General features: G+C 38.5%; 17 protein-coding genes. 15 read left to right on the forward strand and 2 right to left on the reverse strand.

The features are described from left to right. Positions 1-188: 188 nt before the first annotated feature. The 9 genes from topA (at position 189) to R8923_RS04750 (ending at position 9,341) form a co-directional block, all read left to right on the forward strand. Positions 189-2,267, forward strand: a complete 2,079-nt coding sequence (topA, locus tag R8923_RS04710; RefSeq protein WP_485871604.1) for a type I DNA topoisomerase — start codon at positions 189-191, stop codon at positions 2,265-2,267. A gap of 75 nt (positions 2,268-2,342) precedes the next feature. Then, positions 2,343-3,665, forward strand: a complete 1,323-nt coding sequence (gene trmFO, locus R8923_RS04715) for an FADH(2)-oxidizing methylenetetrahydrofolate--tRNA-(uracil(54)-C(5))-methyltransferase TrmFO (RefSeq protein WP_485871605.1) — start codon at positions 2,343-2,345, stop codon at positions 3,663-3,665. A gap of 222 nt (positions 3,666-3,887) precedes the next feature. After that, positions 3,888-4,793: a tyrosine recombinase XerC gene (xerC, locus tag R8923_RS04720; RefSeq protein ID WP_485871641.1), complete on the forward strand. Its 906-nt coding sequence runs from the start codon at positions 3,888-3,890 to the stop codon at positions 4,791-4,793. Between the two features lie 18 nt (positions 4,794-4,811). Continuing rightward, the gene (gene hslV / locus R8923_RS04725; RefSeq protein ID WP_485871642.1) at positions 4,812-5,351 is read left to right on the forward strand and encodes an ATP-dependent protease subunit HslV; all 540 of its coding nucleotides are present in this window, start codon (positions 4,812-4,814) and stop codon (positions 5,349-5,351) included. An 11-nt stretch (positions 5,352-5,362) separates the two neighbouring features. Then, on the forward strand, positions 5,363-6,769 hold the full coding sequence (gene hslU / locus R8923_RS04730; protein WP_485871606.1) for an ATP-dependent protease ATPase subunit HslU: 1,407 nt from the start codon (positions 5,363-5,365) through the stop codon (positions 6,767-6,769). 19 nt (positions 6,770-6,788) lie between these two features. Then, the gene (gene codY / locus R8923_RS04735) at positions 6,789-7,568 is read left to right on the forward strand and encodes a GTP-sensing pleiotropic transcriptional regulator CodY (RefSeq protein WP_088808753.1); all 780 of its coding nucleotides are present in this window, start codon (positions 6,789-6,791) and stop codon (positions 7,566-7,568) included. 157 nt (positions 7,569-7,725) lie between these two features. Beyond that, positions 7,726-8,154 carry an acyl-CoA thioesterase gene (locus R8923_RS04740; RefSeq protein ID WP_485871607.1) on the forward strand — a complete coding sequence of 143 codons (429 nt, stop codon included), beginning with the start codon at positions 7,726-7,728 and terminating at the stop codon, positions 8,152-8,154. A gap of 1 nt (position 8,155) precedes the next feature. Next, the gene (locus R8923_RS04745; RefSeq protein ID WP_485871608.1) at positions 8,156-8,476 is read left to right on the forward strand and encodes a hypothetical protein; all 321 of its coding nucleotides are present in this window, start codon (positions 8,156-8,158) and stop codon (positions 8,474-8,476) included. Further along, positions 8,469-9,341 (forward strand): aldose 1-epimerase family protein, encoded by an 873-nt coding sequence (locus tag R8923_RS04750; protein WP_485871609.1) that lies wholly within the window; start codon positions 8,469-8,471, stop codon positions 9,339-9,341. Before R8923_RS04745 ends, R8923_RS04750 begins: the two co-directional genes overlap by 8 nt. 115 nt (positions 9,342-9,456) lie before the next feature. Here R8923_RS04750 and plsY read toward each other — a convergent pair whose 3' ends face one another. Further along, positions 9,457-10,053 carry a glycerol-3-phosphate 1-O-acyltransferase PlsY gene (plsY, locus tag R8923_RS04755; RefSeq protein WP_485871610.1) on the reverse strand — a complete coding sequence of 199 codons (597 nt, stop codon included), beginning with the start codon at positions 10,051-10,053 and terminating at the stop codon, positions 9,457-9,459. 143 nt (positions 10,054-10,196) lie between these two features. Here plsY and R8923_RS04760 point away from each other — a divergent pair, with 143 nt between their 5' ends. From R8923_RS04760 to R8923_RS04775, 4 genes are all read left to right on the forward strand, one after another. After that, on the forward strand, positions 10,197-10,604 hold the full coding sequence (locus R8923_RS04760; protein WP_485871611.1) for a CoA-binding protein: 408 nt from the start codon (positions 10,197-10,199) through the stop codon (positions 10,602-10,604). Between the two features lie 153 nt (positions 10,605-10,757). Then, positions 10,758-12,725 (forward strand): DNA topoisomerase IV subunit B, encoded by a 1,968-nt coding sequence (parE, locus tag R8923_RS04765; RefSeq protein ID WP_485871612.1) that lies wholly within the window; start codon positions 10,758-10,760, stop codon positions 12,723-12,725. Continuing rightward, entirely contained in the window at positions 12,722-15,178 is a 2,457-nt protein-coding gene (gene parC / locus R8923_RS04770) for a DNA topoisomerase IV subunit A (RefSeq protein WP_485871613.1), read from the forward strand. The genes parE and parC overlap by 4 nt, the downstream gene beginning before the upstream one ends. A gap of 20 nt (positions 15,179-15,198) precedes the next feature. Beyond that, the gene (locus R8923_RS04775) at positions 15,199-15,663 is read left to right on the forward strand and encodes an S-ribosylhomocysteine lyase (RefSeq protein ID WP_485871614.1); all 465 of its coding nucleotides are present in this window, start codon (positions 15,199-15,201) and stop codon (positions 15,661-15,663) included. A gap of 193 nt (positions 15,664-15,856) precedes the next feature. Here R8923_RS04775 and R8923_RS04780 read toward each other — a convergent pair whose 3' ends face one another. Beyond that, complete coding sequence (locus tag R8923_RS04780; RefSeq protein WP_485871615.1) at positions 15,857-17,701, reverse strand: acyltransferase family protein; 1,845 nt, start codon at positions 17,699-17,701, stop codon at positions 15,857-15,859. A 160-nt stretch (positions 17,702-17,861) separates the two neighbouring features. Here R8923_RS04780 and R8923_RS04785 point away from each other — a divergent pair, with 160 nt between their 5' ends. Next, positions 17,862-18,593 carry a glycerophosphodiester phosphodiesterase family protein gene (locus R8923_RS04785; protein ID WP_485871616.1) on the forward strand — a complete coding sequence of 244 codons (732 nt, stop codon included), beginning with the start codon at positions 17,862-17,864 and terminating at the stop codon, positions 18,591-18,593. Positions 18,594-18,762: 169 nt separating this feature from the next. Continuing rightward, entirely contained in the window at positions 18,763-20,439 is a 1,677-nt protein-coding gene (locus tag R8923_RS04790) for a glycerol-3-phosphate dehydrogenase/oxidase (protein ID WP_485871617.1), read from the forward strand. Positions 20,440-20,499 lie beyond the last annotated feature (60 nt).

A 20,499-nucleotide genomic window follows, 5' to 3' on the forward strand; every position in this document is an offset into this window, starting at 1 on the left:
AAGTTTGCTTAAGAATGGTCGAAAAATAGCGTATTTTAAAAAAGCGGATTGACAAAAGTTTTTGAAAGAGCTATTATTGACTACTGAATTGGATATCAATTTAGAAGAAGTAAACGATTAGCGAGGCAGAAAATAAGAAATCATTATTTAGCCCGCTTATTTGACCCAAATCAGGGAGGAAAAAGCCAATGGCGGATTATTTAGTTATCGTAGAATCACCAGCAAAAGCAAAAACAATAGAAAAGTATCTAGGCAAAAAATTCCAAGTAAAAGCATCCATGGGACATGTACGTGACCTACCAAAAAGTCAGATGGGTGTTGATGTAGATCATAATTTTGAACCGCGTTATATTACAATTCGCGGGAAGGGGCCAGTGTTAAAAGAATTAAAACAGGCAGCAAAAAAAGCGAAGAAAGTCTATCTTGCAGCCGATCCAGATCGCGAAGGAGAAGCAATTGCTTGGCATTTAGCAAATAGCCTTGAGCTTGATCAGTCTGACGATTTACGAGTAGTTTTTAATGAAATTACAAAAGATGCTGTAAAAGAATCCTTTAAAAATCCACGGAAAATTGATATGGATTTAGTAGATGCGCAACAAGCAAGACGTATTTTAGACCGTTTAGTCGGCTATAATATTAGCCCAATATTATGGAAAAAAGTAAAAAAAGGACTGAGTGCTGGGCGTGTTCAATCAGTAGCACTCCGTCTTATCATCGATAGAGAAAAGGAAATTAACAACTTTAAACCCGAAGAATATTGGACGATTGATGGCAATTTCAAAAAAGGAAAAAAAGCCTTCCAAGCCAATTTTTATGGTGTAAATGGTAAGAAGAGGAAGCTGAGTAATGCAGATGATGTAAAAGAAATTATGGGACAAATTAAAGGGAAAACTTTTGAAGTTATTGATGTAACTAAAAAAGAACGACTTCGCAATCCCGCTGCTCCTTTTACAACCTCTTCATTACAACAAGAAGCTGCTAGGAAACTAAATTTTAGAACCCGTAAAACCATGATGCTTGCTCAACAACTCTATGAAGGTATTGCGCTTGGGAGACAAGGAACTGTCGGGCTAATAACGTATATGCGTACTGATTCGACTAGGATTTCTGATACGGCAACGAATGAAGCTTATTCCTTCATTAAGGAGACTTATGGAAATGAGTTTGCAAGAAATAAGAAGCGGAATGATAAAAACCAAAAAGGCTCTCAAGATGCACATGAAGCCATTCGTCCTACTAGTGTTTTACGAACACCGCAAGAAATGAAAGAATATTTAAGTCGTGATCAACTTCGACTTTATAAATTAATATGGGAACGGTTTGTTGCAAGTCAAATGACTCCAGCTGTCCTAGATACGATGCGAGTTGACTTAGATAATAATGGTGTCATGTTTAGAGCAAATGGTTCAAAAATTAAATTTGCTGGATTCATGAAAGTGTATGTTGAAAGTAATGACGATAATAAAGAAGAAAAAGAAAATATTCTTCCAGACCTAGAAAAAGGCGACAAGGTGAACTACGAAACGCTTGAACAGCGTCAACACTTTACTCAACCACCTCCCCGCTATACAGAGGCGAGACTCGTTAAGACGCTTGAAGAAATAGGAATTGGACGACCATCCACGTATTCGCCTACACTAGATACTATTCAGCGTAGGAACTATGTATCTCTTACTAATAAGCGTTTCATGCCAACAGAGCTTGGGGAGATTGTAAACGAGCTAATTGAAGAGTATTTCCCTGAAATCCTTGATGTTAGTTTTACGGCAAATATGGAGTCTGAATTAGATGAAGTAGAACATGGAAAACAGCAATGGGTTCGAGTCATTGATGAATTCTACAAGAGTTTCGAACCAAATGTTGAACGCGCTGATAAAGAAATGGAAAAAATCGAAATCAAAGATGAGCCTGCTGGGATTGACTGCGATGTTTGCGGAGCTCCAATGGTTTTCAAAATGGGTAAATATGGTAAGTTTCTTGCATGTAGTCGATTTCCTGACTGTCGAAATACTAAACCGATAGTGAAAGAGATTGGTGTTACTTGTCCAAAATGTAAAAAAGGACATGTAATTGAACGTAAGAGTAAGAAGAAGCGTATTTTTTATGGGTGTGATCGTTATCCTGAATGTGATTATGTATCATGGGATAAACCTGTTGAACGTCCGTGTCCAAAATGTGGCGAACAGGCCTTAGTTGAGAAAAAGTTGAAAAAAGGTATTCAGATTCAATGTACGAATTGTGATTATAAAGAAGAGACACAAAAATAGCAGGATAGAGCCAATTTCAATTGTGAAGTTGGCTCGTCCATCTATTTATAGGTTAATGGAAGGGGAATTTTTGTTTTGGAAAAAAGAGTTAATGTCATTGGAGCTGGGCTAGCTGGAAGTGAAGCAGCTTGGCAACTTGCAAAAAGAGGAATTGCTGTAGACTTGTATGAAATGCGACCGATTAAACAAACTCCGGCGCATCATACTGATAAATTTGCGGAACTTGTATGCACCAATTCACTCCGTGCTAACGGTTTGACAAATGCTGTAGGAGTTATTAAAGAAGAGATGCGTATGTTGGATTCTATCATTATTGAATCAGCTGATCGTGCCTCAGTTCCAGCAGGAGGAGCGCTTGCAGTGGATCGTCACGAATTTTCTGGTTATATTACCGATAAGGTGAAAAACCACCCTCTCGTAACTGTTCATCTTGAAGAAGTGACAGAAGTTCCTGAAGGCACTACTATTATTGCAACAGGTCCATTGACAAGCGAAGCATTAGCAGAACAAATACAAAATCTTACTGGAGAAGAATATTTGTATTTTTATGATGCTGCTGCTCCTATCATCGAAAAAGATAGCATTGACATGGACAAAGTTTACTTAAAATCACGATATGATAAAGGTGAAGCAGCTTACTTAAATTGCCCAATGACAGAAGAAGAATTTAATGCATTTTATGAGGCGCTTGTAACTGCTGAAACTGCTGAACTTAAAAAGTTTGAAAAAGAAGTATTTTTTGAAGGGTGTATGCCTATCGAAGTCATGGCAAAACGTGGAATTAAAACAATGCTATTTGGTCCTTTAAAACCCGTTGGCTTAGAAGATCCAAAAACTGGTAAGCGACCATATGCGGTTTTGCAACTGCGTCAAGATGATGCGGCAGGAACACTTTACAATATGGTAGGATTTCAAACACACCTTAAATGGGGCGAACAAAAACGTGTCTTTGGACTTATTCCAGGATTAGAAAATGCTGAAATTGTTCGTTATGGTGTTATGCATCGTAATACATTTATTAATTCTCCAAAAGCAATGAAAAATACGTATCAACTTAAAACACGTGAAAATCTATTTTTTGCTGGTCAAATGACAGGTGTAGAAGGCTATGTAGAGTCGGCTGCTAGTGGCTTAGCTGCTGGAATTAATGCAGCGCAATATGTATTAGGAAAAGAGTTAATAGAGTTTCCATCTGAAAGTGCGATAGGTAGTCTTGCCCATTATATTACAAATGCAAATACGAAAACTTTCCAACCTATGAATGTTAACTTTGGCTTATTTCCTGAGCTATCCGAAAAGATTAGAGCGAAGCAAGAACGAAACGAGCAGCTTGCCAATCGAGCATTAAATGCTATAAAAAAAGTTGCAGAAGTACTTGAAAACGATTATAATAAATGAGGCCGAACTTCGTGTTCGGTCTTTCTTTTGTAATAATATTTCGGAAAATGCAACTTTAATTTTTTGAATTATCCCACATCTAATAAAAGCTGTTTGAGTCTAAGTTGAAGTAGTTAAATTGAAGTGGATTCTAGTTTAATTGGAAATGTTGCGAAAAATGCGTGAAATCATTGCAACTTGTTAGTCCTTATGATACTATGGTAGTGTTTGAAAGGTGTGAATATCGTGAAAGAACAGCAAATTATGGAAATGTTTATGACATATATCCAAAATGAGCGGAATTATTCAGATAACACTGTAATTGCTTACCATGATGATATCTTGGATTTTCAAACTTTTTTGAATCAACAGCATATTTTGAATTATCAAGATGTTGACTACTTGTCGATTCGATTGTATTTAACTGAACTTAAGAGGAAAGAGTATTCAAGAAGTTCCGTTTCTAGAAAAATTTCAAGTTTGCGTAGCTTCTACAATTTTATGCTACGTGAAGAGTTTGTGAGTTCAAATCCATTTACTTATGTTTCACATGCGAAAAGTGAGTTAAGGCTTCCGAAGTTTTTCTATAATGAGGAGATGGAAGCTTTATTTCAAGTTGTGTATGAGAGTGATGAAGCGCTTACACTTCGAAATCGTGTTATCCTTGAACTTTTATATGGAACAGGAATTCGTGTGTCAGAAAGTGCTGATATTCAGATGAACGATATCGATCAATCCTATCAAGCCATTTTAATTAGGGGAAAAGGAAATAAAGAAAGGTATGTGCCTTTCGGTTCTTTTTTTGAGGATGCCATGCAAGAGTATTTGGCTAAAGGGCGAAAAGTTCTCATGCAGAAACATCGGAAAGAACATAATTTTTTGTTAGTTAATCATTACGGGGATCCTCTAACAGCTAGAGGTATCCGCTATGCGCTAACGAAAGTGATAGAAAAAGCATCTCTAACAAGAAAAATTCATCCACATATGTTGCGTCACACATTTGCGACAGATTTACTTAATAACGGGGCGGACATGCGTACAGTTCAAGAGTTATTAGGTCATGCTAGTCTTTCTTCCACGCAAATCTACACACATGTTACAAAAGAACATTTGAAAGCAACCTATATGAAGCATCATCCGAGAGCATAAAATTAGGAGGCGAAAATGATGGAAATGCATGCTACAACAATATTTGCTGTTCATCATAATGGAAAAGCTGCGATGGCTGGGGACGGACAAGTCACACTTGGCGAGTCAGTCATTATGAAGCACAATGCTAGAAAAGTAAGACGTTTATTTCATGATAAAGTAATTGCGGGGTTTGCTGGTTCTGTTGCCGATGCTTTTACATTATTTGAAAAATTTGAAGGTAAGTTAAATGAATATGGTGGCAATTTAGAACGTGCTTCCGTTGAGCTCGCTAAACAATGGCGCAGTGATAATGTTCTACGGAAATTGGAAGCGATGCTTATCGTGATGGATCAAGACACTTTGCTGTTAGTCTCAGGTACGGGTGAGGTTATTGAGCCAGATGATGGTATTCTTGCAATTGGTTCAGGGGGAAACTATGCGCTTAGTGCAGGTCGAGCTTTAAAAAGGTATAGCGGGGAACATATGGAAGCGAAGGAAATTGCGAAACATGCACTTGAGATCGCCTCTGAAATCTGTGTTTTCACAAATGATCATATTATTGTTGAAGAGCTATGAAGGAGTGATGGATGGTGAATAGTTTAGATACTGTAAGTTTAACCCCGCGACAAATTGTTGAACGACTTGATCAATACATTATTGGTCAAAATGGCGCCAAGAAATCCGTTGCTGTTGCGCTTAGAAACCGCTATCGACGTATGATGATGGACGAAGAAATGCGGGATGAAATCATTCCAAAAAATATTTTAATGATTGGTCCTACAGGTGTAGGGAAAACTGAAATAGCGCGTAGAATTGCTAAAATTGTTCGAGCACCTTTTACAAAGGTCGAAGCAACAAAATTTACTGAAGTAGGTTACGTTGGCCGTGATGTTGAGTCGATGGTGCGAGATTTAGTTGAGGTGTCAGTTCGTTTAGTAAAAGAAGAAAAAATGCAGTTGGTTCGTTTTAAAGCAGAAGAAAATGCGGAAAAACGTATTGTGAAGCTGCTTGCGCCGTCTCAAAAGAAAAAACAACAAACAACTCAAAATCCTTTTGAAGCACTTTTTCAAGGGGCTGCAACTAGTCAGGACGAGCAAGAAGTTGTGGATGATGAGTTAAGAGAAAAACGAAATAAATTGGAATACCGCATCAAAACTGGTGAGCTTGATGATGAAGTTGTGACGGTTGAAGTGACTGAGCAACAAAATCAAATGTTTGATATGCTCAAAGGAAGCGGCATGGATCAAATGGCGGGTATGCAGGATGCTTTTTCAGGGTTTTTCCCTAAGAAGAAAAAGAAACGCAAAGTAACTGTTAAAGAAGCGAAGAAAATTCTTTTTGAGGATGAGGCGACAAAATTGATTGATCAGGAAGAAGTTTCTTCTGAGGGAATTCGTCGTGCTGAGCAGATGGGAATCATTTTTATTGATGAAATTGATAAAGTGACAAGTCAAAATGGTAACGGTAATGCTCAAGTTTCTCGCGAAGGTGTACAACGAGATATTTTACCTATTGTTGAGGGGTCGCAAATTGCAACAAAATATGGTACGGTAAACACAGAATTTATTTTATTTATCGCAGCAGGAGCTTTTCATATTTCAAAGCCATCTGATTTGATTCCTGAACTTCAGGGGCGCTTTCCAATTCGCATTGAACTTGATAAGCTTTCGCAAGAGGATTTCATCAAGATTTTAACAGAGCCAGACAATGCGCTTATTAAACAATATAAAGCGTTGCTTAAAGCCGAAAATATTGATTTAATTTTTACAAAAGAAGCAGTGGAAAGGTTGGCAGAAATTGCCTTCCAAGTGAATCAGGAATCTGATAATATTGGTGCCAGAAGATTGCATACAATCCTAGAAAAATTACTTGAGGACTTGCTTTTTGAAGCACCAGATATTACACTTGATTCTGTTACAGTCACGGAAAGTTATGTTAATGAAAAACTAGAAGCAATTATGCAAAGTAAGGATTTAACACAATTTATTTTATAAATTTTAGGAGGATCTAATAATGACTTTATTAGAAAAAACAAGAAAAATTAATGCAATGTTACAAAACGCAGCAGGGAAAACGGTAAACTTTAAAGAAATGGCAGATACACTTAGTGATGTGATTGAAGCAAATACGTATATCGTAAGTCGTAAAGGGAAACTTTTAGGATATTCCGAAATTTTGCCAATTGAAAATGAACGTATGAAGCAAATGCTGACTGAACGTCAATTCCCAGAAGAATACACACAAAGTTTATTTAATGTGAACGAAACATCTGCTAACCTTGAGGTTTCCAGTCAATATACAGCCTTTCCGATTGAAAATAGTGATTTATTTACAAAAGGATTAACAACGATTGTCCCTGTTGTTGGTGGTGGAGAACGCCTTGGAACATTAATTCTTTCTCGTTTAGAAAACAAATTTACTGATGATGACTTACTTTTAGCAGAATATGGTAGCACAGTTGTAGGTATGGAAATTTTACATGAAAAAGCAGAAGAAATTGAAGAAGAAGCGCGTAGCCGTGCGGTTGTACAAATGGCTATCAGTTCCCTTTCTTACAGTGAATTAGAAGCAATTGAACATATTTTTGATGAGTTAAACGGCAAAGAAGGCTTACTTGTCGCATCTAAAATCGCTGACCGAGTTGGCATTACGCGTTCGGTAATCGTAAATGCGCTTCGTAAATTAGAAAGTGCGGGCGTGATTGATTCCCGTTCACTAGGTATGAAAGGTACGTTCATTCGCGTTTTAAATGATAAATTCTTGGTAGAGCTGGAAAAATTAAAAAATAACTAAATGTGTGGACTGATAATACCAGATATTTTGACTGGATTTATCAACCTATCATGAAAGCTCTCACATATTGTGGGAGCTTTTTTCATCCTAATTGTTTCTGTTTTGGTGTGAAATTTGCTAAAATGTTAGTAAATACGGGTTTTAGGGGAGATAAAAGATGACTTTTACGGAAACAGAAATTGAAGTTCGCTATGCTGAAACAGATCAAATGGGTGTGGTTTATCATGCGAACTATTTAATTTGGATGGAACTGGGAAGGACTCGTTTTATTGAAAGTTTGGGACTGCGTTACTTTGATATGGAGCAGCTCGGTTACTTATCACCAGTTATTGATGTGGCCATTCATTACGGGAAGCCACTTCGGTACGGACAAAATGCCATTGTTAAAACATGGCTTTCGAAATATGATGGCGTGCGTGTTACTTATGGATATGAAATTCGTTATGCGGAATCAGGTGAAATAGCGATTACCGGCGAGACGAAGCATGTTTGTGTGACGAAGGATGATTTTAAACCAGTAGCTTTAAAACGAGTGTTAAAAGATTGGCATGAAAAGTATGAACAGGCTGTAGAAGGAGCGAATTAATATGGCATTTGGTGTGAAACGTGCTGAATTAAATGCTTTTAAAGAAAAAGCAATGCGCGGCGAGATTGCCATTTTAACGCACTACTGGCTGGATGAGCGCTTTCCTAGTTCGAAGACGGTGACAAAAGTGGCTAGCTCGGATATAGATGTATTAAAGGCATGGGGAAAGAAGTACCAATTGCCGGAAGCCTATATTGATTTTGGGCATGATCATTTACCACATTTTGATTTATTTGGAGAAATTCAACTTTCGGTTTTAAAAAATGAAGCGAAGTGGGATCAGATTAACAGATTTCACTTGGAGGGAGAAAAACATGATTAAACTTGAGAATGACTCGATGCTTATCGAAATTAAGGAAGCGGGAGCAGAGCTTACTAAAATTTATAATAAACAAACGCGGCTAGACTATCTGTGGAATGCGGATGCCGCATTTTGGGGACGACATGCCCCTATTTTATTCCCAACAGTTGGGAGGCTTGTAGATGACACATATTTTGTCGACGGCGAGGCATTCCATCTACCGCAACATGGTTTTGCGCGTGACCGCGAATTTAAAGTGATCGAGCTTTTGCGAGATAAGTGCGTTTTAGAGCTTTCTGCGGATGAAAAATCAAGTTTGGTGTATCCATATGCGTTTCATTTGACGGTCAGCTACACGCTGCTTGAAGACGGCGTGCATGTTGAGTACCAAGTTGAAAACACGGATGAAAAACGAATTTACTTTTCAATTGGTGCGCATCCCGCGTTTAATCTCCCGCTTGTTGAAGGAACTGAATTCGATGATTATTATTTAGATTTCCATGCGAAAGAGGAGCTTGAATCATTGCAGCTAGAAGGACCATATCGCTCTGGTAAATTAAAACGGGTGACAGAAGAAGAAACGGCTGAACTGCCAATTAATTATGAGCTGTTTGCGAATGATGCCTTGATTTTTGAAGGACTTAAAGAGAATAAAATTGCGATTCGTTCTAAAAAGCACGCACATTTTATACAAGTTGACTTTCCAAATTTTCCTTTCGTTGGTATCTGGACAGCAGGAGAGGGGACGCCATTTTTATGCATTGAACCGTGGTACGGAATTGCTGATGGTGTAGGAAGCCCAGTTGAACTTCGAGATAAAGCGGGGATTGAACAACTAGAACCGGAAGCTATTTTTACAGCGAACTATACGATTCAAGTTGGATAACTAAAAATGAGTTTGGGAAATAAATAAGCAAAAATCCAGTAAAATCCATTTTTAAAAATGAATTTTACTGGATTTTTTTATAAAACAAAATCTAATTATGTTTTGAACTCGTTTTTTACATCCATTTAATTTTTGGTTCAGTACCTTCTTTGATGCGTTTAAGATTGGCTTTATGGCGCCAAATAATGAAAATTGCGAGTGCTGTAATGAGAATGATTAAGATTGGGTCGCCTAAAAATAATGAGATGATGAAGGCAGAAGCGGCTGCAATCATCGAACTAAGCGACACATATTTACTGATTTTAAGGGTTAAAAGGAATACGAGGACTGCCAGTATAAATAGAATTGGTGCGTAGGCCAAAACGACACCAGCCGATGTTGCAACGGCTTTTCCCCCGCGAAAACTTGCAAAAATAGGAAAACTATGACCAATAATGGCAAATACACCTGTTAATAGCATGTAATGGTGGTCGATGTTTGGGAGAAAAAAGAACGGAAGTAACGTGGCAATAGTTCCTTTTAAGATGTCCATAACAGTTACAATGATGCCAGGCGTTAAGCCTAAAACGCGAAATGAATTGGTGGCACCCAAGTTGCCACTTCCGTGTTCACGAATATCCTTTTTGTAGAATAGTTTTCCAATCCATAAGCCAGAAGGTATAGAGCCGATTAGATAGGCAAGGATAGACAATAAAATTAGTTTGGTAAGCATGTGAAAACTCCTCTTTATAAACTCATAATAAGAATTATAGCATAAAAAAATTAGGATTGGTGAAAAATCGTTCTGTTCTTTACTTTCATTCAAGATAGCGATAGAATAAGGAATGAAGCACTTTTTAAAAAGGAGCGATTTGGATGTATCAAGCGACAAAAGAAGCGCGTGATAAAATTTTAAAGGATGCAAAAACCATTGCGGTAGTTGGTCTAAGCGATAAACCAGAACGTACAAGTTATCAAGTTTCAAAAGTCATGCAAGAAGCTGGATATAAAATTATTCCGGTCAATCCAAAGGTCGATGAAATTCTCGGGGAGAAAGCTGTGGCACGTTTAACAGACATTAAAGAGCCTGTTGATATTGTTAATGTTTTCAGACGTTCTGAATTTTTGCCAGAGATTGCTCGCGAGTTTTTGGAAATCGATGCGAAGGTATTTTGGGCACAGCTTGGTATTCAAAATGAAGAGGCATATGAACGCTTAGAAGAAACGCATCCAGTTGTGATGGATTATTGCATAAAAATTGCTTACCAAGAGCTAGCTGAATGAAAAGACATAAAGCAGGTTCAAAAAAGAGCCTGTTTTTTCGCGGTTTAAGAAATATACTTCCCATTTTTAAGAGTTAATGCTATTCTGTTAGGGTAGCTGTTTGAGGACTGCTTGATAATTTAAGGGATAATGCACGAAAGGAGTTAAGAATAGATGCCTAAAAATGTTTACAATGATGATTCTATTCAAGTTTTAGAAGGGTTAGATGCAGTTCGAAAGCGTCCAGCGATGTATATCGGGTCAACGGATGTTAGAGGTTTGCATCACCTTGTTTATGAGATCGTTGATAATTCCGTCGATGAAGCTCTAGCTGGATTCGGCCATGAAATTAAAGTCGTCCTTCATGATGACGGTAGCGTCAGTGTAGCGGATAAGGGGCGCGGTATGCCTGTTGGGATGCATAAAACGGGGAAGCCGACCGTTGAAGTTATTTTAACCGTTCTTCACGCGGGAGGAAAATTTGGTCAAGAGGGCGGATATAAAACAAGTGGGGGCTTGCACGGTGTAGGTTCTTCCGTTGTGAACGCACTTTCGGAATGGTTGAAAGTGACCATTTGTCGTGACGGCGCTATCTATGAGCAGAATTTCATTCGTGGCGGTAAGCCTGATGGGACGCTTAGAAAAATCGGAAAATCAAAAGAGACGGGTACAACCATCCGTTTTAAGCCAGATGAAAGTATTTTTCCTGTCACTTCTTTTAATTATGAAACCCTTTCAGAGCGTTTACGCGAATCAGCATTTTTATTAAAAGGAATGCGGATTGAACTAATTGATGAGCGTGTTGGTATGGGAGAAGCTTTTCACTTTGAAGAAGGCGTGAAAAACTTTGTTGAATATATCAATGAAGGAAAAGATGTTTTGCATCCTGTCGTTTCCTTTGAAGGGGAAAGCGGTACGATTGAAATGGAAATGGCATTTCAATTTAACGACGGTTATTCGGAAAACATTTTAAGTTTTGTTAACAATGTGCGTACAAGAGGCGCGGGAACGCATGAATCGGGTATGAAGGCGGCAATGACGCGCGTCTTTAATGAATATGCAAAACGTGTAGGTATTTTAAAGGAAAAAGATAAAAATTTGGAGGGTAGCGACATTCGCGAAGGTTTGTCGGCTGTGCTCTCTGTTCGAGTTCCAGAAAATCTTCTGCAATTTGAAGGGCAAACGAAAGAAAAATTAGGGACAGCAGAAGCACGTCCAGCGGTGGATGCTGTCGTAGCAGAGCATTTAGCATATTTTTTAGCAGAGAATCCTGATACTAGTAGCCTATTAGTGAAAAAGGCTGTTAAAGCGCGTGAAGCGCGTGAAGCAGCCCGTAAAGCACGTGAGGAAACACGTAATGGCAAAAAACGGAAACGTTCAGAAACCTTGCTTTCTGGTAAACTTACACCTGCTCAGTCGCGTAATCCGAACAAAAATGAACTGTATTTAGTCGAAGGAGACTCGGCTGGTGGTTCTGCAAAACAAGGGCGTGACAGAAGATTTCAAGCGATTTTGCCGCTTCGAGGAAAAGTGATTAATACGGAAAAAGCGAAATTACAAGACATTATGAAAAATGAAGAAATCAATACGATTATCCACACAGTTGGGGCCGGGGTTGGTTCGGAATTTGAAGTAGAGGATTGTAATTACGATAAAATTGTCATCATGACCGATGCGGATACAGACGGTGCACATATTCAAGTGTTACTCCTAACGTTCTTCTATCGCTACATGAAGCCGCTCGTCGAAGCAGGAAAAGTTTACATCGCACTGCCCCCTTTATATAAAGTGAGTAAGGGTTCTGGGAAAAAGGAAGTTGTCGAATATGCCTGGACAGATGACGAGCTTGACAGCTGTATTAAAAAAATTGGAAAAGGCTATATGATTCAGCGCTATAAAGGTCTTGGTGAAATGAATGCTGACCAATTGTGGGAAACGACGATGAATCCGGAGTCACGGACATTGATTCGCGTCCGCATTGAAGATGCTGCTCGTGCTGAGAGAAGAGTTGCTACATTGATGGGTGATAAGGTAGAGCCGAGACGGAAATGGATTGAAAATAATGTTGAATTTAGTTTAGAGGATGATCAAAGTATTCTTGAGAACGAAAATATGATTAGTCAGGAGGTGCGGGAAGTTTGAGTACACCAGAACAACATATTCAAGACTTAGCGCTTGAAGAAGTAATGGGCGATCGTTTTGGTCGTTATAGTAAATATATCATTCAAGAACGTGCGCTTCCTGACGCAAGAGACGGCTTAAAACCAGTACAACGTCGGATTTTATTCGCGATGAACGAAGAGGGAAACACAGCAGAAAAAGGTTTCCGGAAATCAGCTAAAACAGTTGGTAATGTTATTGGGAATTATCATCCGCACGGTGATACTTCTGTTTATGATGCGATGGTTCGGATGAGTCAGGACTGGAAAGTACGAAATGCACTTATTGAGATGCACGGGAATAACGGTAGTGTGGACGGAGATCCTCCTGCTGCGATGCGTTATACGGAGGCGAGATTATCACCAATTTCTGCGGAACTTCTGCGTGATATTGAAAAAGAAACAGTTGATTTTGTTCCGAATTTTGATGATACATCGAGTGAACCAACCGTATTACCTGCACGTTTCCCTAATCTTCTTGTGAATGGCTCAACGGGGATTTCGGCGGGGTATGCGACAGACATACCGCCACACAATCTAACAGAAATTATTGATGCAGTTGTAAAACGACTCAGTAGACCAGATTGTGATTTAGATACGCTTCTTAAAATTGTGAAGGGGCCTGATTTTCCAACTGGGGGTATCATTCAAGGGGCAGAAGGCATTAAGAAGGCATATGAAACGGGAAAAGGCCGTGTTGTTGTTCGTTCAAAAACGGAAATTGAGGACATTCGCGGCGGACGCAAACAAATTACGATTCATGAAATTCCTTATGAAATTAATAAAGCGAATTTGGTGAAACGAATTGACGAGCTACGCATTGAAAAGAAAATCGAAGGCATTTCAGAAGTGCGTGATGAAACGGATCGTACGGGTCTTAGAATTGCGATTGAGCTAAAAAAAGATGCCAATGCTGAAGGAGTACTTAATTACCTATTTAAGAATACGGATTTACAAGTCAGTTATAATTTTAACATGGTAGCGATTCATAATAAACGTCCTGTTTTGATGGGACTTACTGCGTTATTAGATGCTTATATTGCGCACCAAAAAGAGATTATTACAAAACGATCGGAATTCGACATTCGGAAGGCGCGAGCAAGGCAACATATTTTAGACGGTTTAATCAAAGCCTTGTCAATTTTAGATGAAGTGATTAAGTTGATTCGTGGATCGAAGGATAAGCGTGATGCAAAAATCAATCTTGAACAACGTTATGAGTTTAGTGAGAAGCAAGCGGAAGCGATTGTGTCCTTGCAACTTTATCGTTTGACGAATACAGATATTACAGAGCTACGTACTGAAGCAGAAGAACTGACTGAAAAAATTGCATTTTTAGAGCGAATTTTAGGTAGTGAGGATGCGCTTATCGGCGTCTTAAAAGAAGAACTTGCGGAAATTAAGAAGAAGTATAAAACGCCGCGTTTAACAGAAGTGCAGGCGGAAATTTCTGAAATTAAAATTGATACGGAAGTGCTTGTTGCGAGTGAAGATGTTGTTGTTTCTGTCACAAAAGAAGGTTATGTGAAGCGGACAAGCATCCGTTCCTATGCTGCCTCAAACGGACTTGAACTTGCGATGAAAGATGCTGATCATCCTATTTTTATTGAGAAAGTGAATACGATGGATACGGTTCTACTCTTTACCAATAAAGGGAATTACATTTATCGACCTGTGCACGAGCTTCCAGAAATTCGCTGGAAAAATATCGGGGATCACATTAGCCACTTAGCAACTGATATTAGTCAAGGTGAGGAAATTATCGCGGCAAAAGTTGTTCAAGAATTTGATGAAGCACATTACTTCTTGTTTGTAACAAAAAATGGCATGATTAAGTCATCACTTATGACAAATTATAAGCCGCAACGTTATTCAAAATCGATGATGGCAATTAAGTTAAAAGAGCGTGATGAACTACTTACTGTATCGCTTATCTCAAATACAGAAGATGTATTTTTAGCGACAAAATTTGGTTATGGTCTGCGTTACAATGTAAGTGAAGTACCGGATTCTGGGGCGCGTACCGCGGGTGTTAAGGCGATTAACTTAAAAGCAGACGATGAAATTATTGGTAGCTTTGTAATTCGTCCTGATGAAACGAGAAATATGGTTCTTGTGACGCAACGCGGGTCGTTAAAACAAATGAAACTTTCGGAATTTGAACCTATCACACGAGCAAAACGTGGATTAATTATGCTTCGGGAATTAAAATCAAACCCACATCGGTTTGTGGCGATGATTTTAGCAAGTGAAACAGATAAAATTATCATTGAAACAAATAAGGAACAACTTGTTGAACTAGATGTTCATAATTTGCGGCTTACAGATCGCTATTCAAATGGTTCTTTTGTGCTTGATGAAGCGATGGAAGGACAACCAATTGATATGTGGACGCTAATACCGGAAATTACAGATAGTGAAACATCGGAATCTTAATGAATAGGGGGCTACCAGACATGACGGAAAAAATGAATGTGGAAAGCTTTAATTTAGACCATACAAAAGTAAAAGCACCATATGTGCGGCTTGCGGGAACAAAAACGGGCTATCATGGCGATGAAATCTATAAGTATGATGTGCGGTTCAAACAGCCGAATAAAGCCCATATGGAAATGCCAGCACTTCATTCGCTAGAGCATTTAATGGCAGAACTTGCGCGAAATCATACGGATAAAATCGTTGATATTAGTCCGATGGGATGTCAAACAGGCTTTTATGTATCATTAATCAATCATGATGATTTTACTGATGTACTACGTATTTTAGAAGCAACCTTAAACGACGTTTTAATTGCAACCGAAGTGCCTGCATGCAATGAAGTCCAGTGTGGCTTTGCAGCTAGTCATAGTTTGTCTGGCGCACAAGAATTAGCTCGTGAATTTCTAAGCAAAAAAGATAGTTGGGCGGATGTTTTTGCCTAATAAAAAAAGTACTGATTTTGCATGAGACGTTTTGTTTTGCGGAAGTTTTAAGTTTTTCTACAAGTTAAAATAAAGATAAATAAAAAATAGACAAAAATCCAGTAAACATGCCATTTTCAAAAATGGAGTTTACTGGATTTTTGCTTATCGCTATCTTTTTTATAAAACAAAATCTAATTATGTCCCAAGTTCTTTATTTTTTCATGACACTAAGCGCTAAATTGACATAGGCTTGGGAGCCTGTTTTGGTTAGGTGTACGCCGTCCGTGCCAAAATAGTTACTATGTTTTACAGCAACTGAGTACCAGTCGATGACAGTGACATTTTCACGACTTGATGCATTTTGGATGGACTGGTTTACCTCTGATTCCCAACCGCGCGGCACGCGTGTATTGACAAGATAAACATCAGCCTGATCAAAGCGGTCTAAAAGTTTGTTTAACTGAGTCTCAGTAAACGGACCGTTTGTACCAAGCTCAATTAAAACGGCACTACCCTTTGTGTTGAATTTTTTAGAATAGCTGTAAGAAACATCAATGGCATCGATAAGCTGTCGACCAATTTTCCCGTCGATAGTCACGTTTGGTATCGCTTCTTTTAAATAAGGCTCAATATCAATCATAATCGAGTCGCCTAATGCTAGCGTCTGGGTGTATGTGTATTTTTTTGGAGGAATAGGGGCTGTAGCTTTTTTTGGTTCCTCTTTTTGTTCAGTTTCTTGCTTTGTAGTGGATTGTTTTTCTTCGTGCTTACTTTCTGTTTTTTCATTACTAGTAGACGTTTTTACTTCAGTGACTGTTCGTTCCGCCTGTGTTTTAATGGGAAGAATACCGGACATACCAGTTGCAAAAATTCCTATGGAAAGAACAAGTGCCGAAATAGCTGCCCAAAGTCCAATTGGTTTATTTTTAATTACAGTATAATTTTTATGCTTAAAGCCTTTCACATAAGCTATGAACCCTTTTTTGCGAATCGGAGTTTCTACAAAACGGAAGGAAAGCTCTGCGATAATGAAAGTGGCAGTTACCTGGAAAAAGGCTCTCAAAAGACTCGGTTGTCCGATTTCTGTGACAGGAGTTGTGAGTGTGATAATCGGATAATGCCATAAATAAATACCATAAGATCTCGTCCCAATCCAGCGAAGTGGTCGAAAACTAAACAATCTGCTTAGATAACAAGAAGGATGAGCGGTAGTTGCAATCATGAAAACACCAAGAATCGCAACAAGCAGCAGTCCTCCACGATATAAGAATGGTTGATATTCGTTCATTGTGTAGACGAGTATGCAGAATAAAACAATGCTTATCGTCCCGGTAATATTTAAAGCAAGTTTACTTTGCCGCGGTATTTTCGGACTTAATCGATTAAATGGCCAAACAAATGCTAACGCACAGCCAACAAGTAAATCGAATAAACGTGTGTCAGTGCCGTAATAAACGCGACTTGGATCAGTTCCAGGTGTATATAGGACCGCCATTAAAATTGCAGACAAAAGTGCGAGAATTAAAATGATTCGCAGTAACCATTTAGGATTTCGAATCCATTTTAAGAAACCATATAAAAATAAAGGCCAAACCAAGTAAAATTGTTCTTCAATTGCAAGTGACCATAAATTTTTAAGCGGGGAAGGCAATCCAAATGAGTCAAAATATGATACATCGTGAAAAATAAACCACCAATTGCTCATATAAAAGAATGAAGAAGTAGCATCACCGCGTAAAGTAGTAAGTAGTTCGCGATTGAATAAGACAGCAAAAATCACAACAACAATTATCATCAAGTATGCAGCAGGAATTAAACGCCTAAAACGCCGCAACCAAAATTCTTTTAAGTGAATTGTATTTTCATTTTCCCATTGAGTAAGTAAAATGTTTGTAATTAAATATCCAGAAAGAACAAAAAATATATCAACGCCGATAAAACCGCCTTGTGCCCATGAAAAGTTTAAGTGATAGGCAATAACAGCTAGGACAGCAAGTGCACGAAGTCCATCAATACTTGGAACATATTTTCTACTGTATCGAGCTGTTCTTCTCAAAATAACATCTCCTATTAGTGTTATATCTTTGTTTGTTTCTTGAAGTCATGTACAATAATAACATACAAATATTTCACTGTAACGCATAAAACCACGTCTTTAAAGAATTTTAATAAATTTGAGCCATTTGGAATAGTAAAAAAGAAAGGAGTGTCACAATATGTTTGAAATCTACGCACATAGAGGCAGTTCTGGCTCATTTCCAGAAAATACAATTCCCGCTTTCCAAGCTGCCTCACTTTCAGGCTGTGAAGGTGTTGAATTTGATGTTCAGCTCACAAAGGATAATGTTCCAGTCGTCATTCACGATGAAAAAGTTGAGCGCACAACAAACGGAACAGGCTACGTGAAAGACATGACTTATAAAGAGCTACAAGCACTTCGGATTAAAAAGGGCGGGGCGGACGCGTCAAGCTTGCGCGTGCCTAGACTAGATGAAGTACTAGCCGTATTTGAAAATAGTAATTTGCAATTAAATATCGAACTCAAAACAGATATGTTTTCATATACTGGCATTGAAGAAATTGTATGGCAACAAACAAAACATAATTCGCAAGTGTTTTTTTCCTCATTCAATTTGAAAAGCCTTCAAAATATGCGAGCCCTAAGTGATTCAGTTGAGCTAGCTTTTATTTGCTATCAGGAAAATGAAGTCAATGAAGCTCTACTTGAGGCGTTTCAAATCCGCGCAGTACATTTTTCTAAAGCTGCATTTCCGCAAAAGATAACAAACCGAAAATTGCGTTACTGGACGGTTAATCAAAAGGAAGAAATAGAAGCCTTTCTTTTAGCCCAAGTAACAGGTATTTTTACCGACTTTCCAAGTGAGGCTGTGGCACTTCGTGAGCATTTTAAACAAAAAAGTTTGCTTTCCAAAAAGGATTCGCTATAATAAAAGTAAGTTAATAATAGTCTGATGATACGAGAGGGACAACAAACGGCGAGCGCAATCGCTCTGTTTGTTGTCCCTTTTTTCATCAAAATGTTTAAAAACTGCTCGACGTGGAAAAAGCCGAGTAGTTAAACGGAAAGTAGTCTAAATTCAGGGGGGCATAAACAAAATGGTACAATTATTTTCAGCATTTGACAGAGAAACAATTGAAAGAAAAACGCAGGATGAAATGTTTGACCTAGTTATTGTCGGTGGCGGAATAACAGGCGCTGGAATTGCGCTTGACGCAACGAGTCGTGGCATGTCAGTGGCGCTCGTTGAAATGGGTGATTTTGCAAGCGGCACCTCAAGCCGTTCGACAAAACTTGTACACGGTGGCTTGCGTTATCTTCAACAATTTGAAGTAAAAGAAGTCGCAGAACTCGGAAAAGAACGGGCGATAGTTTATGAAAATGGTCCACATGTCACTACGCCAGAATGGATGATGTTACCCTTCCATAAGGGCGGAAACATGGGCAAAAAAACGGCTTCAATGGGAATTCGTCTATACGATTATCTTGCTGGAGTCAAAAAAAACGAGCGCCGTCAAATTCTTTCCGTAAAAGAAACACTTGCTAAAAACCCTTTTGTAAAAAAAGAGGGGTTAAGAGGCTCTGGGTTTTATGTAGAGTACAGAACAGACGATGCGCGCTTAACAATTGAAGTGATGAAAAAAGCAGTAGAACTTGGAGCGCTTGCCATTAATTATACGCGTGCGGAAAAATTAATTTATGACGATAAGAAACAAGTTCGTGGGGTTACGGTTACAGATCGTATTTCTGGCCGAGTATACGATATTAAAGGGCATAGAGTAATCAATGCTGCGGGACCATGGGTTGATCGTGTGCGCAACCTTGACTATTCACACAACAATAAACATCTTCGTTTAACCAAAGGGGTACATTTAGTCATCGATAAAAGTAAATTCCCAATGGAACAAGCTGTTTACTTTGATACACCAGATGGTCGGATGGTGTTTGCGATTCCGCGTGATAAAAAAGTATATGTGGGCACGACAGATACGTTTTATGAGGAATTTCCAATTCATCCGAAAGCACTTGAATCAGACCACAATTATGTGATTAAAGCGATTAACTATATGTTTCCAGACGTTAAAATTACCGAAAAAGACATTGAATCGAGCTGGGCAGGCGTTCGGCCATTGATTTATGAGGAAGGAAAAGATCCATCCGAAATTTCCCGTAAAGATGAAGTTTGGTTTTCTGAAAGTGGTCTTATTACAATGGCCGGAGGAAAATTAACAGGCTACCGAAAAATGGCAGAAAAGCTTTTAGATGAAGTAGCAAAACCACTTAGTAGTGAGACAGGAAAAACATATAAAGCAGTTCAAACGAAGCATCTACCAATCTCAGGTGGGGATATTGGTGGATCAGAAAATTTAGAAGCTTTCATTGATAAAAAAGCAAAAGAGGGTAGTAATCGTTTTGGTTGGACGCTTGCGGTTTCACGTGAATTAGCGAAGCGCTTTGGTACGAATATTGATCAGTTATTTACGTATGCACAGGAACACAAGGAGAAAGGTATTACGACACTTCCGAATAGTCTATATGCGGAATTGCATTATTCTGTTTACCATGAATCCGCTATCCATCCTATCGATTTCCTCTTAAGGCGTACAAGTTACATGTTGTTTGATATGCCATATTTACTTGAGTGGAAAGATGCAGTCGTTCTTGAAATGCAAAACTTATTCCACTGGGACGCTGACACAGAAAAAAATCTAAAAAGTGAACTTGAAGCAGAGATTAAAGATGCCAGAGAGCCTGCGGATTGGCACGATAGATAAGAAAAGAACTGACGATAGTAGTAAAATTATCGTCAGTTTTTATTTTAAAAAAAAAGGTTT

Origin of the sequence: Listeria tempestatis, assembly GCF_963575625.1 — a bacterium.
GTDB lineage: Bacteria > Bacillota > Bacilli > Lactobacillales > Listeriaceae > Listeria > Listeria tempestatis.

Coding starts and splice junctions, on each gene's coding strand:
- topA (WP_485871604.1), top strand. CDS start 189: ATGGCGGATTATTTAGTTATCGTAGAATCACCAGCAAAAGCAAAAACA.
- hslV (WP_485871642.1), top strand. CDS start 4,812: ATGGAAATGCATGCTACAACAATATTTGCTGTTCATCATAATGGAAAA.
- hslU (WP_485871606.1), top strand. CDS start 5,363: ATGGTGAATAGTTTAGATACTGTAAGTTTAACCCCGCGACAAATTGTT.
- codY (WP_088808753.1), top strand. CDS start 6,789: ATGACTTTATTAGAAAAAACAAGAAAAATTAATGCAATGTTACAAAAC.
- R8923_RS04740 (WP_485871607.1), top strand. CDS start 7,726: ATGACTTTTACGGAAACAGAAATTGAAGTTCGCTATGCTGAAACAGAT.
- R8923_RS04745 (WP_485871608.1), top strand. CDS start 8,156: ATGGCATTTGGTGTGAAACGTGCTGAATTAAATGCTTTTAAAGAAAAA.
- R8923_RS04750 (WP_485871609.1), top strand. CDS start 8,469: ATGATTAAACTTGAGAATGACTCGATGCTTATCGAAATTAAGGAAGCG.
- plsY (WP_485871610.1), bottom strand. CDS start 10,053: ATGCTTACCAAACTAATTTTATTGTCTATCCTTGCCTATCTAATCGGC.
- R8923_RS04760 (WP_485871611.1), top strand. CDS start 10,197: ATGTATCAAGCGACAAAAGAAGCGCGTGATAAAATTTTAAAGGATGCA.
- parE (WP_485871612.1), top strand. CDS start 10,758: ATGCCTAAAAATGTTTACAATGATGATTCTATTCAAGTTTTAGAAGGG.
- R8923_RS04775 (WP_485871614.1), top strand. CDS start 15,199: ATGACGGAAAAAATGAATGTGGAAAGCTTTAATTTAGACCATACAAAA.
- R8923_RS04785 (WP_485871616.1), top strand. CDS start 17,862: ATGTTTGAAATCTACGCACATAGAGGCAGTTCTGGCTCATTTCCAGAA.
- R8923_RS04790 (WP_485871617.1), top strand. CDS start 18,763: ATGGTACAATTATTTTCAGCATTTGACAGAGAAACAATTGAAAGAAAA.